The sequence below is a fragment of the Sphingomonas sp. PP-CC-3A-396 genome (assembly GCF_004343105.1).
Lineage (GTDB): Bacteria > Pseudomonadota > Alphaproteobacteria > Sphingomonadales > Sphingomonadaceae > Sphingomonas.
Genome location: NZ_SLYF01000006.1, coordinates 1 through 17,377, shown reverse-complemented (window position 1 = coordinate 17,377; position 17,377 = coordinate 1). Strand labels below are relative to the sequence as shown.

Annotated in this window: 12 protein-coding genes and 1 tRNA gene; 7 read left to right on the top strand and 6 right to left on the bottom strand. The window is 65.2% G+C overall.

Going from position 1 to position 17,377, the window contains the following annotated elements:
• The first annotated feature begins 2 nt into the window (after positions 1 to 2).
• The 6 genes from cobT to C8J40_RS12460 all read left to right on the top strand — a co-directional run bounded on the left by cobT (position 3) and on the right by C8J40_RS12460 (position 7,262).
• The gene (gene cobT / locus C8J40_RS12485; RefSeq protein WP_132897305.1) at positions 3 to 1,826 is read left to right on the top strand and encodes a cobaltochelatase subunit CobT; all 1,824 of its coding nucleotides are present in this window, start codon (positions 3 to 5) and stop codon (positions 1,824 to 1,826) included.
• A 7-nt stretch (positions 1,827 to 1,833) separates the two neighbouring features.
• Complete coding sequence (locus C8J40_RS12480) at positions 1,834 to 2,076, top strand: ribbon-helix-helix domain-containing protein (RefSeq protein WP_243693364.1); 243 nt, start codon at positions 1,834 to 1,836, stop codon at positions 2,074 to 2,076.
• A gap of 73 nt (positions 2,077 to 2,149) precedes the next feature.
• On the top strand, positions 2,150 to 4,660 hold the full coding sequence (locus C8J40_RS12475) for a TonB-dependent receptor (RefSeq protein ID WP_132897303.1): 2,511 nt from the start codon (positions 2,150 to 2,152) through the stop codon (positions 4,658 to 4,660).
• Between the two features lie 4 nt (positions 4,661 to 4,664).
• Positions 4,665 to 5,411 carry a tetratricopeptide repeat protein gene (locus C8J40_RS12470; protein ID WP_132897302.1) on the top strand — a complete coding sequence of 249 codons (747 nt, stop codon included), beginning with the start codon at positions 4,665 to 4,667 and terminating at the stop codon, positions 5,409 to 5,411.
• Positions 5,405 to 6,088, top strand: a complete 684-nt coding sequence (locus tag C8J40_RS12465) for a Fe2+-dependent dioxygenase (protein ID WP_132897301.1) — start codon at positions 5,405 to 5,407, stop codon at positions 6,086 to 6,088. The genes C8J40_RS12470 and C8J40_RS12465 overlap by 7 nt, the downstream gene beginning before the upstream one ends.
• Before the next feature lie 76 nt (positions 6,089 to 6,164).
• Positions 6,165 to 7,262, top strand: coding sequence for a PepSY-associated TM helix domain-containing protein (locus tag C8J40_RS12460; protein ID WP_132897300.1), 1,098 nt, complete (start codon positions 6,165 to 6,167; stop codon positions 7,260 to 7,262).
• Positions 7,263 to 7,420: 158 nt separating this feature from the next.
• Here C8J40_RS12460 and C8J40_RS12455 read toward each other — a convergent pair whose 3' ends face one another.
• The gene (locus C8J40_RS12455) at positions 7,421 to 12,037 is read right to left on the bottom strand and encodes an NAD-glutamate dehydrogenase domain-containing protein (RefSeq protein WP_132897299.1); all 4,617 of its coding nucleotides are present in this window, start codon (positions 12,035 to 12,037) and stop codon (positions 7,421 to 7,423) included.
• Between the two features lie 76 nt (positions 12,038 to 12,113).
• Positions 12,114 to 13,253 (bottom strand): hypothetical protein, encoded by a 1,140-nt coding sequence (locus C8J40_RS12450; RefSeq protein ID WP_132897298.1) that lies wholly within the window; start codon positions 13,251 to 13,253, stop codon positions 12,114 to 12,116.
• 134 nt (positions 13,254 to 13,387) lie between these two features.
• Between C8J40_RS12450 and C8J40_RS12445 the strand changes: the two genes are divergently transcribed.
• Positions 13,388 to 13,463 (top strand) — tRNA-Thr (locus C8J40_RS12445).
• A 91-nt stretch (positions 13,464 to 13,554) separates the two neighbouring features.
• Here C8J40_RS12445 and C8J40_RS20590 read toward each other — a convergent pair.
• From C8J40_RS20590 to C8J40_RS12425, 4 genes are all read right to left on the bottom strand, one after another.
• Entirely contained in the window at positions 13,555 to 14,013 is a 459-nt protein-coding gene (locus C8J40_RS20590) for a hypothetical protein (protein ID WP_207901221.1), read from the bottom strand.
• Positions 14,014 to 14,093: 80 nt separating this feature from the next.
• Positions 14,094 to 15,266 carry a zinc-dependent alcohol dehydrogenase gene (locus C8J40_RS12435; protein WP_132897297.1) on the bottom strand — a complete coding sequence of 391 codons (1,173 nt, stop codon included), beginning with the start codon at positions 15,264 to 15,266 and terminating at the stop codon, positions 14,094 to 14,096.
• Between the two features lie 920 nt (positions 15,267 to 16,186).
• A complete protein-coding gene (locus C8J40_RS12430; protein WP_132897296.1) occupies positions 16,187 to 16,894 on the bottom strand; it encodes a Stf0 family sulfotransferase in 708 nt (235 codons plus the stop codon).
• Positions 16,895 to 16,898: 4 nt separating this feature from the next.
• Positions 16,899 to 17,237 (bottom strand): 2OG-Fe(II) oxygenase, encoded by a 339-nt coding sequence (locus C8J40_RS12425; protein WP_243693391.1) that lies wholly within the window; start codon positions 17,235 to 17,237, stop codon positions 16,899 to 16,901.
• Positions 17,238 to 17,377: the final 140 nt, after the last annotated feature.

Below are 17,377 nucleotides of genomic sequence, written 5' to 3'. Positions count from 1 at the left end.
CTTTGGCCAACGAAACCCCTCTCGATCGCTTCAAGGCGGTTCTTGCCGGCACCGCGCGTGCGATTTCGGAGGAGCCGGAGGTCGAACTCGCCTTCACCGCGGACGCGCCGACGCAATCGGGCAAGCACATCAAAGTGCCGATGCCCGCTCGCGCCCTGCCGCTGGAGCAGGTCGCGGAGGCGCGTGGGTTCGCGGACGGCTTTGCGCTCAGGTTGAAGCATCACGACATCGCGCTGCATAATCGTGCGGCGCCGGTCGATGCGGTGGCGCGTGCGGTGTTTGATTCCGTCGAGACTGCACGGGTCGAGGCGCTCGGCTCGCTTGGCTATGCCGGCATCACCGAGAACCTCGAACGCGCGCTCGACGTCCGCCTGCGCGCCGATCCAATCACACGCGCGCGCAACCGTGACGAAGTGCCGCTGTCGACCGCGCTTGGCCTGATGGTGCGCGAACGGCTGACCGGGCAGGAATCGCCCGCGATCGCCGCACCCGGTCTGGCGCTGGTCCGCGAGTGGATCGAGAGCAAGACCGATCTCGACGCGCTGGCCTATGCGCTCGACGACCAGAGGGCGTTTCAGGGCCTTGCCCGGAAAATGCTGCAGGAGTTGGAACTGGTCGAAGGCGATCAAGTCCCTGAGGAGAGCGACGAGGGCGGCTCCGAGGACGAGGGCACCGACGAGCAGCAGCAGGACGAGGGCGACGAAGGCGACGACCAGGGCGAGGACGGCCAGGGCGAAGTCGAGGCGCGGGGCGAACAGTCCGAGCAGCAGAACGAGGAAAGCGACGGCCAGGAGCAGAGCGACGAGTCGATGGACGACATCGACGGCGAGCCCGGTGACGACGGCGAGGAAGGCATGCAGCCGGTCCGCCCGAACCGTCCCTTCGCGGACATGGGCGGCGCATTCGACTACAAGCCGTGGACGACGCAGTTCGACGAGGTGATTGCCGCCACCGAGCTGTGCGACGCCGACGAACTGGCGCGGCTGCGCGGCTATCTCGACCAGCAACTCGTGCACCTGCAATCGACCGTGTCGAAGCTCGCCAACCGGCTCCAGCGACGGCTGATGGCGCAGCAGTCGCGGTCGTGGGATTTCGACCAGGAGGAGGGTATCCTCGACGCGGCGCGGCTCGCACGCGTGATCGTCAACCCGACTCTTTCGTTGAGCTACAAGGCCGAACGGGAGACCGACTTCCGCGACACCGTCGTGACGCTGCTGATCGACAATTCCGGCTCGATGCGCGGGCGGCCGATTTCGATCGCGGCGATCAGCGCGGACATTCTCGCACGCACGCTGGAACGCTGCGGCGTGAAGACCGAGATCCTCGGCTTCACAACGCGCGCCTGGAAGGGCGGGCAGAGTCGCGAGACGTGGCTCGCCGCCGGGCGCCCGCCGCAGCCGGGTCGGCTCAACGACATCCGCCACATCGTCTACAAGCGTGCCGACGAACCGTGGCGCCGCGCGCGCAACTCGCTCGGCCTGATGATGCGCGAGGGGTTGCTCAAGGAGAATATCGACGGCGAGGCGCTGATGTGGGCGCATGCGCGTCTGGTCGCGCGGCCCGAGGAGCGCCGCATCCTGATGGTGATCAGCGACGGCGCGCCGGTCGACGATTCGACGCTCAGCGTGAACTCGGGCTCGTATCTCGAACGGCACCTCCGGCAGGTGATCGGCTGGATCGAGAGCAAGTCGCCGGTCGAGCTGGTCGCGATCGGCATCGGTCACGACGTCACCCGCTATTACGCGCGGGCCGTGACGATCATGGATGTCGAACAGCTCGGCGGGACGATCATCGAACAGCTGGCTTCGCTGTTCGACACCGAGTGATCTAGCGGTGATCGAAGCGCCCGCGGGCGGGTTCCACGGGCCCGTCAAGCGCTCGATCACGATCGCCGGCCACCAGACTTCGATCAGCCTCGAACCCGTCTTCTGGCAGGCGCTCGAAGCCGCGGCGGTCCGTCTCGCCCTGCCGCTATCGGCGCTCGTTGCCGAAATCGACGCGATTCGCATCGTTGCGGATGATCCGCCGAACCTCGCTAGCGCGTTGAGAACATGGCTGTTCGATAATCCTGGGTGAGAACTACTCGCATTAGCGTTGACAGTGCGAACGACTCTCAATAGCGAGCCCCTCAGAACAAAGGGGTTTGTCTATGTCGCTACCTTCGCCGCGGGCATCGTTGCCGCGTTCGTCTACCGTGCCAGCCTTTCTCGCTTTGTCGTGTGTCGGCGCGTTCGCGACCGCGCCGGCCTATGCCGCGGATGCCGACAAGTCGGCCGCGCCGGTGACCGATGCGCAGCAGCGCGAGGAAATCCTCGTCAACGGCCAGCGCCTGCACGACGAAGGTCCCAAACAGGTCGCGCCGCTGGTCAACACGCCGCGTTCGGTGATCGTCCTGCCAAAGGAAGTGATCGAGCAGACCGGGGCGAACAGCCTCGCCGATGCGCTGCGCACCGTCCCCGGCATCACCTTCGGCGCGGCCGAGGGCGGCAACCCGATCGGCGATCGCCCGTTCATCCGCGGGTTCGACAGCCAGGGCAGCATCTATGTCGACGGCGTCCGCGATCTCGCCGCGCAGACGCGTGAAGTGTTCGCGGTCGATTCGGTGCAGATCGTCCGCGGCTCGGACTCGACGCTTGGCGGGCGCGGCTCGGCTGGCGGCACGATCAACATCCTGTCGCGCCTGCCGCAGCTCGACAATTTCGGATCGCTCAACGCCAGCTACGGCGAGGCGGATTACAAGCGCATCACCGGCGACGTGAACCTCAAGGTCTCCGATACCGCCGCGTTCCGGATCGAGGGCATGTGGCACGACCAGGACGTTGCCGGCCGCGATGCGATCTGGCAGAAGCGCTGGGGCATCGCGCCATCGTTCGCGGTCGGGCTCGGCACGCCGACCCGGCTGACCGCCAGCTTCTATCACATGGAGAGCAGCGAACTGCCCGACAGCGGCATTCCGTATCTCTATACGATCGCCAACCATCCTGGCACCGGCAACGTCACGACCCAGCCTGCGCTCGGCGCTGTGACGACCTCCAGCGGCCAGACCGGCTACGTCTCGCGGAAGAACTTCTACGGGCTGGCGGCACGCGATTTCCGCGATGCGACCACCAACCAGGCGACGCTCCGCGTCGAGCATGATTTCGGCGGCATCACGCTGCGCAACACCGCGCGCTACACGCACAGCGACCAGAGCTATATCTTCACGCTGCCCGACGACAGCCAGGGCAATGTCTATGGCACGACCGCGACCGCCACGAGTGGGGTCAATCCGATTACCGGCGGTACGAAGCTGACCGGCGGCGGCTATGTCTGGACGCGCGGCAACACGCGCTACGGCTATAGCGAGAGCATCGTCGACCAGACCGATCTGTACGGCAAGTTCAATACGGGTGGCATCGAGCACAGCTTCTCGCTCGGTACCGAGATCTCGTGGGAGAAGACGCGGCGCGGTACGTTCGTGTCGGCTAACGGCTCGACGATCAGCCCGCGCTGCGACACGGTCACGATCGCGCGCTCCTATTGCGTGAGTCTGTTCGACCCGAACCCCTATGCGCCGTGGGTCAATTACACGAGCGACACGTCGACCACCGCGACACCGATCGTGAAAGGCGCGACCTCGACCGAGACGCAGAACGACGCGAATACCAAGGCGGTCTACGCGTTCGATTCGATCACGCTGATGCCGTCGCTGATCCTGAATCTGGGCGCGCGCTACGACCGGTTCGAGTCCACCATTACGCTGCCGGGCGCGACGCAGACCAAGGTCAAGCGCGTCGACAATCTGTTCAACTGGCAGGCCGGCCTGGTGTTCAAGCCGACGTCGGAAACCAGCCTGTATACGAGCTATGCGACCGCCGCGACGCCGCCCAACAGCCTGCTCGGCGAAGGCCGCGAAGACAATTCGATCACGGTCGCGACGCTCAGCGTGCTGAAGCCGCAAAAAACCAAGTCGTACGAGGTCGGCGCCAAGGCCAGCCTGTTCAGCGAGAAGCTCCAGCTCGGTGCGGCGGTATTCCAGACCGAAATCTCGAACGCGCGCGTGCTCGACGACACCAACACCGCGTCGTTCATCGGCGAGACGCGGATCCGCGGCTTCGAATTCAACGTCAGCGGGACGATCCTGCCCGGCTGGACGGTGTTCGGCGGCTTCACGCATCTCGATCCTAAGATCATCGATGGCGGTTTCACGACGCTGACCGCCGCGGCGATTACGACGACTGCAAACGGCGTTACCACGGTGATCCAGCCAGCCCGGACGATCGGCGTCGTGTCGGTCAACACCGGCAAGCAGGTGCCGCAGACTGCGAAGAACAGCTTCACCGCGACGACCAACGTCAACGTGACGAAGCGGCTGCAGATCGGCGGTACCGCGCTGTACATGGACGAACAGATCGGTGGCTATGCCGACAATCGTACTGCGACGCAGACTGCTGCGGGGGTGGTCACGGTCAACGCTGCGACCAAGGTCCTCACGCGCAGTATCCCCGATTACTGGCGCTTCGATGCGCGCGCGAGCTACAAGCTGACCGACAACATCGACCTCAGCGTCAACGCGCAGAATTTGACCAACAAGACCTATTTCTCGCAGACCTTCACCAGCCATTACGCCGCGATCGCCGCGGGCCGGACGATCTTCGGCACGGTGAACCTGCGGTTCTGAGGATATGACGGCGATCGATACGCTCACGCCCGACGCGATCGCCGCGCGCCTCTCCGGAAGTCCGGAGGAGCGCGCGGCGTTCGTGCGCGAGGCGGCGGATGCGGGCGTGGCGGAGGCGCAGGCAGTGTATGGCCAGATGCTGCTCGACGGGGTTGGCGTGGTCGCCGACCCAGGCGCGGCGCTTGGCTGGTTCATGAAGGCGGCGGCACAGCATCATGTGATGGCGCTCAACATGGTCGGGCGCTGCTACGATCTCGGCTGGGGCACGGCGGTCGACAAGGCGCGCGCAGCCGAATGCTACCGGATCGCGGCGGATCGCGGGCTGGATTGGGCGATGTATAACTATGCGACGCTGCTCGCGCTGGGCGACGGCGTGGCGGAGGACAAGCCGGCCGCACTGGCGCTGCTGGAAAAGGTTGCGGCGCTGGACGCGGGACTAGCCAGTGCGAAGGCGATCAATTTCGTCGGCAGCTTTGCGGAGGACGGCTGGGCCTGCGAGCGCGACTTCGCGCGTGCTGCCCAATGCTATGCGATCGCGGCGGAAGGCGGCGATTTCCGTGGGTGCTTCAATCACGCGCGGATGCTCGGTGCGGCGGGGGAGATCGATATGGCATTGGCTTGGCTGAAACAGGCGGGCGCACGCGGGAACGGGGCATTCCTCGCCAAGGCCGAGGCGTGGCTGGCGACGAGCGATATACCGGCGTTCCGGACGTCCGGCGTGGCCGCATTGCGTGAGGAGGCGGCATGCTGATCGCTGTTCCAGACGTCCTCGATCCGGGCGAGGTGACCCGCGTCCGAGCGCTGATCGACGCGGCCGAGTGGATCGACGGCAACGCCACCTCTGGCCCGCAATCGGCATTGGCCAAGCGCAACGAGCAACTGCCAGAGGACTCGGCCGCAGCGCGCGAGGCCGGGGGAATCATCCTTGATGCGCTCGGACGGTCGGCGCTGTTCGTTGCCGCCGCGCTGCCGCTGAAAGTCTTCCCGCCGCTGTTCAACCGCTACGCGGGCGGCCAGGATTTCGGGCTGCACGTCGATAACGCCATCCGCATCAAGCGCGGCTCCGACTTCCGGATCCGCAGCGACATGTCGGCAACGCTGTTTCTGGCCGATCCCGAAACCTATGACGGCGGCGAACTCGTGATCGAGGACCAGTTCGGCCAGCAATCGGTCAAGCTGCCCGCTGGCCACATGGTGGTGTACCCCGCCTCCAGCCTGCACCGCGTCGCACCGGTGACGCGGGGCGTGCGGGTCGCTTCGTTCTTCTGGTTGCAGTCGATGGTCCGCGACGACGGTGCGCGGCGGATCCTGTTCGATCTCGACCAGGGCGTGCAGGCGGTCGCGGCCGCGCAAGGGCAGGGCGATCCGGCAACGGTGCGGCTGACGGGGGTGTACCATAATCTGCTGCGCCGCTGGGCGGACGTCTGAGCATGCATGACGGAAAGGGGATGGATGGACTTGGCTACGCCCGCCATGCCACGCTCCACGAACGGGGGAATATTCGATGAGTAAACTGGCGATGCGACGGGCCTGGTTTCAGGTCCACAAGTGGATCGGGCTGATCCTCGCTATCCTGATCATCCCGCTGGCGCTGAGCGGCGCGGCGCTGGTGTGGCATGATGCGCTCGACCGGATCGTCGATCCGAGCCGCTATGCGGTGTCGGGGACGACGGTGCTCAGCCCGGACACCTATGTCGCGGCCGCGGCGGCGCGGCTTACGCACGGCGAGCGGATCGCGCAGCTGACGATGCCCGAGGATGGCGGACCCGTGGTGATCGCGGCGGCGGCGACCGGGACTGCGCCCAAGCGGCCGGGGCCACCGCAGCGGACGATGGTGTATCTCGATCCGCCGACCGCGCGCGTGCTGGAGGTTTCGCCCTCGAATGGTGGGCTCGTGCGGTTCCTGCACGTGCTGCACGGGAGCCTGCAGCTACCCGGCGTCGGGCGGTCGATCGTCGGCTGGATCGGCGTGGCGATGATGGTGTCGTGCTTTACCGGGCTGTGGTTGTGGTGGCCGACGATCGGCAAATGGACGCGCGGGCTGCGGTATCGGCGGCATCGTAACGTCGATACCAACCTGCATCACCTGTTTGGCTTCTGGATCGCGTTGCCGTTGTTCGTGCTGTCGCTGACCGGTGCGTGGATCTCGTTTCCGCAGTTCTTCGGCAAACTCACCGGCGAGGCTTCGCGACCGAGGGGCGGTCCCGATCGCGGGGCGATGATGCGTGCGAAGCCCGCACAGCCGCTCGACGTGGCGATCGGCAAGGCGCGCGGGTTGGCGGGGGGCGCACCCTTGCGCAGCGTCGCGTGGCCGACCGATCTCAGCGCGGACTGGACCGTGACGTTCGCGCGCGGAGGGACACCGGTGGGGGTGAAGATCGCCGACGATACCGGTGGCGCGACCGCGGCGCCGGCGCGGCCTCAGGGCGGCGTGGGGCGGTGGATGCGGCGGATCCACGACGGCACCGACATGGGGGCGCTGTGGCAGGTGATCATCTTCCTGGGCGGGATCCTGCCCGCGGTGCTAGCGGTGACCGGGGTGATCATGTGGTGGCGCGCGCGGGGCTGGAAGGCGGAACTGGCAGCGCGGCGGGCTGCGTAAACTTTCCCTCGCCCCTCCGGGGAGAGGGAAGGAGGAGCTCTTGGGACGGGAGGGTGAGGGGCTGTTGGGATCAGCATCCCGAGCCTCATGCCCCTCACCCTCCCACACGCAAGCGCGTGCGGGCCCCTCCCTCTCCCCGGTGGGGAGAGGGGGTTTAGTTACCGTCCCAGCAGCACCCGCGCTTGCCCGGCAATCTGTGCGAGCATCGCCGCATTCGGGACGGCCGCATGGCGCGCGCGGTCGATGACCGCCTTGAACTGCGCCACGCGCGTGGCGTTCGCCGTGAGCCAAGCCTCCACCGCACCCTGCGGATCTTGCGCACCACGCCGCGCCAGGAACTCCAGCCGCAACTGCTGGAAATCGCGCGCCAGACCGGCGATCAGCAGGCGCTCCCACGGATCGGTCGGGCTGATCCGCGCCGCATTCGCCTGCGCCCAATCCAGCCCGAGCGCCTGCCCGAGGTGCGTGAACGCGCGCGTGAGGACCGCCTCGTCGAGCGTCATCCGCTCGCCGAGATCGGCCAGCCCGACCGCGCCGTCCATCTCGAACAGGCGGACCACCTTGCGCACCAGATCGCTCGGCGCACCGACCGCCTCGAGCTGGCTGGCGATGCGGCTGCTCTGCGCACTCGCCTCTTCGAGCAACAACGCCGCGGTCTGGCTATCGAGCTGCGTGATGCCCTTCGCCAGCCGTGCGAGCACGTCGCCCGGTGCCGTTCCCGGTGCCGACACGCGCAACAGATCGGCGATCTGCGAGCGCGTCGCGACCGCCACCTCGTCGAACAGCGCGATCCGTGCCGCCTCGGGCATCACGGCCGTTTCGATCTCCGCCCACAGTGCCGGCAGGTCGAATAGGCGTTCGGCGACGACGAACATCGCCGCGATATCGCCCATCGCTGCGCCTTCCTCTTCGGCCAGTTCAAACGGGTAGAGGATGCCCAATCGGTTAACGATTCGGTTGGCGAGCTTGGTCGCGACGATCTCGGGCCGCAGCCGGTGCTCGTCGATCGCCGTCGCAAAGCGCTCGCGCATCGCCGCAGGGAAGGCAGCGTGCAGGTCGGGCTTGAGCGCATCGTCCTTGGCGATGTCGCCATGCTCGATCGCATCCTGCAACCCGAGCTTGGCGGTTGCCAGCAGCACGGCGAGCTCAGGCCGCGTGAGCCCTAGACCATCCTGACCGCGACGGAGCAGAATGTCGTTCGACGCCAGCCCCTCGACCGCACGATCGAGCCGCCCGCTGCCCTCAAAGATCTCGATCACGCGGACATAGCTAGGCATCGCCACGGCCCCGTCCGCCTCGGCGATCGACAGCGCGAGCGTTTGGAGGCGGTTATCCTCCAGCACCAGATGCGCGACGTCGTCCGTCATGCTGGCGAGCAGCGTGTTGCGGTCCTCGTACTCCAGCCGCCCCTCGATCATCTCGCGGTTTAGCGCGATCTTGATGTTGACCTCGTTATCCGAGCAGTCGACGCCCGCCGAATTGTCGATGAAGTCGGTGTTGATCCGACCACCGCGCGCCGAAAACGCGATACGCGCCGCCTGCGTGACGCCAAGGTTCGCGCCCTCGCCGATCGCGATCACGCGCAAATCCTCGGCGTTGACGCGCAACCGGTCGTTGGCCGGATCGCCGACCGCGACGTTCGCTTCCGACGCGGCCTTCACATAGGTACCGATGCCGCCGAACCAGAGCAGGTCGGCCGGCGCCTTGAGGATCGCCGAGATCAGTGCGCCCGGCTCCATCTCGCTCGCCGTCACGCCGAGCGCGGTTTGCACCTCAGGCGACAGCTTCACGATCTTGGCGGTGCGCGCGAACACGCCGCCGCCCTTCGAGATCAGGCTGGCGTCGTAGTCCGCCCAGCTCGACCGCGGCAGCGCGAACATGCGGTTGCGCTCGTCCCAGCTGGTCGCCGGATCAGGGTCGGGATCGAGGAAGATATGGCGGTGATCGAACGCCGCGATCACCTTTAGCGTCTTCGACAACAGCATGCCGTTGCCGAACACGTCGCCCGACATGTCGCCGCAGCCGACGACAGTGATGCTCTCGCTCTGCACGTCGAGGCCGCGTTCGGCGAAGTGTCGCTGGACGCTGAGCCATGCGCCCTTGGCGGTGATCCCCATCGCCTTGTGGTCGTAGCCGACTGAGCCACCGGAGGCGAATGCGTCGCCCAGCCAGTAGCCGCGTTCGAGCGCGAGCGCGTTCGCCACGTCGCTGAACGTCGCGGTGCCCTTGTCCGCGGCGACCACGAAATACGGGTCCTCGCCGTCGAGGATCGTTACGCCGTCGGGATGGACGACCTTGCCCTCGACGATGTTGTCGGTGATCGACAGCAAGGTGCGGATGAAGATCCGGTAGCTTTCGGTGCCCTCGGCCAGCCACGCGTCGCGGTTCGACGGGGAGGGGAGTTGCTTCGGATAGAAGCCACCCTTCGCGCCGGTCGGTACGATGACCGCGTTCTTGACGCGCTGTGCCTTCATCAGCCCGAGAATCTCGGTGCGGAAATCGTCGCGACGGTCGGACCAGCGCAGGCCGCCACGCGCGACCGGACCGGCGCGGAGGTGGATGCCTTCCACGCGTGGCGAGTAGACCCACACTTCGCGCCACGGCACGGGAGCCGGGAGGCCGGGGATCAGATGGCTGTCGAGCTTGAACGCGAGCGCTTCCGACGCTGCAGGCGTAAACGCATTGGTACGCAGCGTCGCCGCGATCAGGTTGCGATAGGCACGCAGGATACGGTCGTCGTCGATCGCCGTGACCGCATCGAGCCCGGCTTCGATTGCCTGATCCGCCTCGATCGCGTTGCCGGGATGATCCGGATGGTGAACTGCCGTAAAGCGCGCGATCAGGGCGGCGGCGACCTTCGGTGCACGCCGCAGCGCGTCGACCACGGTGGTCAGGCCATACGGAAGTCCGGCCTGGCGCAGATACCGGAACCACGCACGGAACAGCACGATCGCCTCGGGACGCATGCCGAGTTCGACGATCAGCCGGTTGAACGCGTCGTTCTCGGCTGCGCCTTCGAGCACCGCCGCGATCGCGCCTTCCAGCACGGGTGCGTCGCTCTGCTGCGCCGCATCGTTCGCCTCCAGCACGAAATCATGCACGAACGGTACGCTGTCGTCGCGCAACCGCGTCGGCAGCTCGCCGATCACACGAAAGCCGAAATTCTCCAGCACCGGTACGGCGTCCGACAGGGGGAGGGCGCCACCCAGCTTGTATATCTTCAGCTGCGGATCGGCGCCGGCTTCACCCGGTACGAGACGCACGCCACGCGCATCCGCATCGCCGAGCGCGGCGATGCGCTGGATATCCTCGGCGGCCTCCGCAGGCGTGCTGAGGTTGCGATAATTCTGCGGGAATGCGGCGGCCCATTTGAGCGCCAGACGTGCGGCACGTGGCGGCGGCAACGTCTCGACCAGGGCCGCCTCGACGTCCGACACCCAGCCGCGGACCATCCGCTGCAGCCGGAGCGCGAGCGGTGCGACGTCGGGCATCCGACCATCGCCGCGCAGATCGAGCGTGTAGCGGATCATCGCGACCTCGCCGTCCTCCAGCGCGATCGACCAGTTCAGGATGCTCGCATTCGCCGCTTCCGCCAGCATGTCGCCGATCGCGACGCGGCGGCTGGTGGTGACGTCGTCGCGCGGCAGCCAGACGAACCCGAACAAATGACGGCCCAGCGCGGACTCGACCAGCACGAGCGCCGGCCGGGGCCGATCCGCGATGCTCATCGCGGTCAGCGCCAGATCCTCCAGCGCGTCAGGCGCGAACGCGATCACCAGGTCGTGCGGCAGCGCGGTGAAAGCATGCGTCAACGCCTTGCCGGCATGACCGCGCGGATCGAAGCCGAACTTCGCCTTCATCGCGGCAAGTCGCGTGCGCAATACCGGCACGTCACGCGGCATCGCGGCCAGCGCAGCACTGGTCCACAGCCCACTATAGATCGAGAGCCCGGCGACCGTCGCGCCCTCCATCACCGGCACGACGACGAGGTCGAGCGGCACGGCACGGTGTACGGTCGAGATAAGATTCGACTTTAGCAGCAACGGCGCATCGTTGCCCGCCTCGAACCACTTGATCGCGAGTGCGCGCGAGGCCTCGGCAAGGATCGGCACGCGATGTTCGTTGCGCGCGATACCGAGCGCGGCGTGACCGCTCCCGTCACGATGCCAGATCTGATGCCCGAGCAGCGTCAGATGCCCGTTCAGGAACCACTGCAACAGCGCAGCTCCTTCGCCCTCGGGCAGCATCGCAATATCGTCGTCGAGCGCCGCCTGCATCGCGCGCCAGTCGGTCACCGCCGCACGGACGTCGGCCAGCACTGCGGTCAGATCCTCGATCAGCCCGCGACGGTCGCGCGCATCGGCGCGCTCCATCTCGAGATAGATCATCGATTCGGGTCGGCCCGCGCCCTGGCCGTCCGCATCGATCGCATGCAGCGTGCCGTCGGGCGTCCGCGTCGTGCGGACGACGGGATGGATGATGCGATCGACCGCGATGTCCTGCGCGCCGATCGCCGCGGCGATCGAATCGACCAGGAACGGCATGTCGTCGTTGACGATCGCGAGCCGCATGCGCCGCCGCGTGTCGTCCGCGCTGATCGGCTCGATCGCGATCGCCGGCGCACCGTCGTCGCGGTGCGCGGCAGTCGCGGCGACGAACGCCGCGGCCTGCGCGACCTCGCTCGCACCGAAGTCCTTGAGTTCGCCCGGAAGGGCCCGTTCGGTCAACCGGCCCGCAAGGGTTTCGGTGAGCGTTTTCAGCGATTGGTTAGCCATAGGTCAGGGCCTATGCGCTCGCAATTCGCCTATCTCAACCCTTGTGGCAGGTGCGAAGGATAATGCTGCGGCGCACCTAAGATGCGGACCGTTCCGCGGCCGCGATGGCGGCGATATCGCCGTCGAAACCAACGATAAAGCTTGCAAAACCGCCTGCCGGCACCTGGTGCCGCTGAGCATGGCGCAAGACCGCCGCGAACATCTCCAGCCGCGCCGTTTCGAAAGTCGCGCCGAAGACCAGCGTGACGATCTGCATCATCACGTCGGCCTGGCCTGGCAGGCAGGCGGCCTTGAACACTGTGGCGAGATCGCCGTCGTCGTGCTCGGCCGACACCGCAAGATCATGCGCCCGACCCAGCGTCCGGTGGAGCGCCGCCCGACTACGCGCTTCGGCAGCCCGGACCTGCGCCGCACTCTCGCGCGCCATCGCCAGTTGCTCACCAAACGGACCAGCCATCACATACCCGGCCGGCAACGGCTCATCGAGTACCAGCGCCTCCACGGGCGCCGGCTCGGCAGGCATGACATCGAACCCACCACTCGGACCATCGGCCCAGACCTGCGCGGCCGCACCTGCGACGCGGGAATTGCCCTGAACCGCCGCATCGAGTTCCGCCGACAGCGCCGCCTGCAGATCGGCGTCGGCGAGTTCCTTCCAGTTGATCACGCCGTAGATGAAATCGATCGTCACTCCACCCGACGCGAACGGCATGAGAATCCCGCGATACAGCGTCGTCCGCCCCCGGCTGCTGACGAATTCCGCCTCGAAGCCGATCGGCGCGCGATTGGCGATGATCTGGAGATAATGATCGGTCAGCCGCGACAGCAGCGACCGGCTCGGCACGTCTGCGATCGTCGCGATCGGCCCCTCCAGCCCGCATTCCTCGCGCAGCGCGCGGCCGAGATACGCGATCTTGGGGTCGCCCATGCCATGGCTGAAATCGAGCAGCACGCTGTGCGGGCCGAAATCGGTGATCGTCTCGGGCTCGAGGTTCGCGATCGACGGATAGGGTCGTCCGTCGAGCAGCGACACCCAGTGATTATAGGCGCGCACGTGCATCCGCCGCTCGTCGCCACCGAGATCGAACATGATGTCGTTGACGCCCGCATCGGTCGAACCCCCAGCATCCGCCATCGTCCGATCCGACGGTCCTGCGAACGCCAGTATATCTGCGCCCGCTGCGCGTCCGTGCTCTACGCTGCGTGCCGTCGTCATGCCCAAAGATCCCCGTATCGTCGCCATGCTTGTGCACCGCGCTTGGTAAACACCGGGTAAACTCGCAAACCGCTTGTCAGCCCGCAAAACCGCTGGTAGTTGCCACCACCTCGACCGGATACGTCCGACATCGGGCCGCTTTAGCTCAGCTGGTAGAGCATCGCATTCGTAATGCGGGGGTCACAGGTTCGAGTCCTGTAAGCGGCACCACCTAACTTGTGGCACTTCCACGAAGGAAGTTAGGGCCACTTTATTTAAAGACCGTTCGGCTGGGCCACCTTTCAGCGCCGGTACGCCTACCTCAGCCGGCGCCCGGCTTCTTCTGCTCGTCCTCATAGTCGGCATCAGTGCCGATCTTGCCGTTGGCCTCGGCTTCGGCGATGCCCGACGTCTCGACCACCTCGATCGTGCGACTTTCGGCCGCTATCGCATGAGGTTTGCGATCCGCATTTGGGTCCGCGGCGATCGTCGTACCATCACCGCCGCCCGAGCCTGCGACACCGTTCGCCGCGCTGCCGCCGTCTTCGCCAGCCTGGCCGCCGCCGTGATAGGCGATGTCGGTCTGGCCGCCATGCGCCATGAAACCGGTGTTCGTCTGGGTCTTGTCGGCATGCGGGTTGGGGTAGGATCCGCCGCCGCTCTCGCCGCCTTCGCTGCGGCCGTGAACGTCATCGGTGCCACGGGGCGAGTCCGAAACGCCGTCCGGTGCGCCCTTGCTCGCGGGATTGCCGGGAACGGGGGTATGAACCTTGTCACTCATCGGTACGTCCTTCTGAATGTAGCGGGTCAAAACAAATCGACCCGGTCCGCTCGTCGGGAGCAGACCGGGTCGGGAAGGGTTTATGGCCGCAGCACGACCTTGATGACGCCGTCCTGCTTGTCGCGGAACTTCTGGTACATCTCAGGCGCATCCTCGAGACTGGCTGGGTGCGTCACGACGAAGCTCGGGTCGATATCGCCCGCCTCGATCCGCGCGAGCAGCGGCTTGGTATAGGCCTGGACGTGCGTCTGGCCGGTCTTGATCGTCAGGCCCTTGTTCATCATCGCGCCGATCGGGATCTTGTCACCCATCCCGACATAGACGCCGGGGATCGAGATCGTGCCACCCATCCGGCAGCTCATGATGGCCTCGCGCAGGACGTGCACGCGGTCGGTCGCGAGGAAGGTCGCCGCCTTCACCTTGTCGATCACCGCGTCCATCGCGCCATGACCCGACGCCTCGGCACCGACTGCATCGATGCAGCTGTCCGGACCGCGACCCTTGGTGCGGAACTGGAGTTCGTCATAAACGCTGTCGACCTCGGCGAAGTTAATCGTCTCCGCGCCGCCCGCCTCGGCCATGGCGAGACGCTCGGGCACCTCGTCGATCGCGATCACACGGCCCGCGCCGAGCATCAGCGCGGAGCGGATCGCGAACTGTCCGACCGGACCACAGCCCCAGATCGCCACGGTATCACCCGGCTCGATCTGAGCATTCTCGGCGGCCATGTAGCCGGTCGGGAAGATGTCGGAGAGGAACAGCGCCTGCTCGTCGGTGACGCTGTCGGGCACCTTGATCGGGCCGATATCGGCCATCGGCACGCGCAGATACTCGGCCTGGCCACCGCAATAACCGCCCAGCATGTGGCTGAATCCGAACAGGCCGGCGGGCGAATGACCCATCGCCTTGATCGCCATCTCGGAGTTCGGATTGGTCCGCTCGCAGGCCGAGAACAGCCCCTTGCGACAGAAGAAGCAGTCACCGCAGCTGATCGTGAACGGGACGACGACGCGGTCGCCGATCTTCAGATTGGTGACTTCGGAGCCCAGTGCGACGACCACGCCCATATTTTCGTGGCCGAGGATGTCGCCCGCCTGCATCGTCGGCTGATAGCCATCGAGCAGATGAAGGTCGGACCCACAGATCGCGCAGGCCGTAACCTTGATGATCGCATCGCGGGGATGCTTGATCTCGGGATCCGCAACAGTATCGACCCTAACATCGCCCTTTCCATGCCAAACCAGTGCGCGCATCAGAAAGTCTCCGTTATAGAATTGCAGTATGGTGCTCACGCGCGACAGGGCATATCGTCAGACATGAGTCGGCATTGGCGAAAATGCCGCCCGATCATCATCAACACTATGCACTGTCGCTGCGAAGTTTCGGCTGCCACGCAGATGCGTCGTCGCCGTCAGCGTGAGCGTATTCTGGGGAGTATAGCGATCCGGACAGCATCATCGTTCCTGCTGAAGCCAATTATCTGCCGTTTATATTTCATACTGATTGGTATCAGCATCGATATGTTTAAATTGAAGTGCTCAGGCAACATGAAAAACTACGCATAACAATGACTTGCCAAGCCGCATTGTTAGAGAGATGTCGTTGCGTTTGCGATACGGAAGCTGTCGATTGTTCCCTTGCACGACGAAGCCTAGCCAAGATCGCTTAAGCTGGGGTCAGTTCGGAGTGTGGACCGTTAGGACGCTATCGCACTCTGTCGACGCCGTTCTCCCGCTACGCCTTCAAGGGCGCTGCGGTGTTCCGACTGGCGGATGCACGACTTCAGGTCCGGACTCATGCAGATCAAAGCCATTCTCTTCGATATCGACGGTAGCATTCCCTTTCCCGAACTCTGTTCCCAGTTGCTCTTTCCCAAAATGGCTTATCGAACACGAAGAAACGGGAAAGATCGCGCCTAACGGATGGCGGTTACCGGAAGCCCCGATGGCCAGCCTGACTGTCCGGGTGTAGGCGGAAGCGGAATGGCTGGAATGGAAAGGAAAGCGGACCGGTAGCTTTCGGGCAGGACCCTCGGCAAACTGCTGTTCGTTCAGGCACTCATTTGCACCCGACGGCAGCTAACGGCGACGCTTCACGCGGGGACAGTTCTACGGGAAATTCAACAATCCGTCGTGCGGGTGGTCTGCAAATGCGGCCGAATTGCTGCCATCGGTCAAAGCGCGCTGGCCCGCTCCTTCACGAAGCGGTCGCGCCACGCCAATGAATAGTCGTCGGCTTGCTGCTTCAGGTGCGTGGCGTGGACTCGTTCCGGTACCTTCACTCGCAGAAAGGGAAAAATCGCTGACGCCTCACCCCGTGTTATGTCTTCGTAAAACAAGCGTAGCGGGTCGACCGCATGGCGGGTGAAGAGTGCTTCCCACTGTCGGCGATTTTCCTCTATCATATGAATGGCATCGTTAATCGCGACGCGGCTATAGACTAGTGCCGGCGGCGGGAGCGTGTGATGGGTGGACCAGACGTTTGTTTCCATTGCGCGCACCAGGGATATCGCCTGCATAACGATATCGCGCCGATCAAGGAATACGACCTTGAGCGGGCCCGTCATTCCCTCGATCGGCTCCAGCCCCTGGCCTCCGATGCCGGTATAGAGTTTAATATGGTGGCGCAGGGCTGCGAACTGGGTCCACATCAGCTTGCAGCCGAATACCCCGTTTGGCGTAGAGCAGAAGCGAAAAAAATCGTAGAAATAGGTGAGATGGCTGGCGTAGCCATGATAGTCGGACCACGTCGCCCAGTCCTCAAGCAAGCCATATTCTTGCGGATAACCAATCGAACCCAACGCCGCCAGCTTCTCGCATAGCAGGAAGCTGCCCGTGCGCGGTAACGCCGCAATAATATAACCCCGGGTAATACCGTGCACTCTTTCAGATCCAGCAGGTCAGTGCGAAGCGCCGGTCGGCAAAGCACGCCGTGGGTAAAGTCACCGGCAGGATCTCGTGAAGTGTGCCCGACGGGAATATTGCTGCAACATTGTGGCGCGGTACGATCATCTGAACGGGGCCAAATCGCTGCCGCGCCGCATCGAGAAAACCATGCAGCGCGAGTTCTCCGCCCGAAAAACGGCATGGGAAGCGATGAAGGTATAGCACGATCGTCAACGAGCGGTTCGCAACGGGGGCCGCGCCGTCATCGCGATGCGGCCCGAACCAGTCGCCGGCTCCGCTCGCGGCGAATTCGGACTCCTCGACGGGGGTCGTTACTATTCGATCGCCGAAGTGCGAGCGAAGCGCACTACCGTGTTGTAAGGCTAGGGTCAGGACTCATTGGTCATAGCCAGAAGATGACGGTGGCCGCGAGCGCGACGGCAGAGAAGAAGACAGTTGGGCAGCGGTCGTAACGAGTG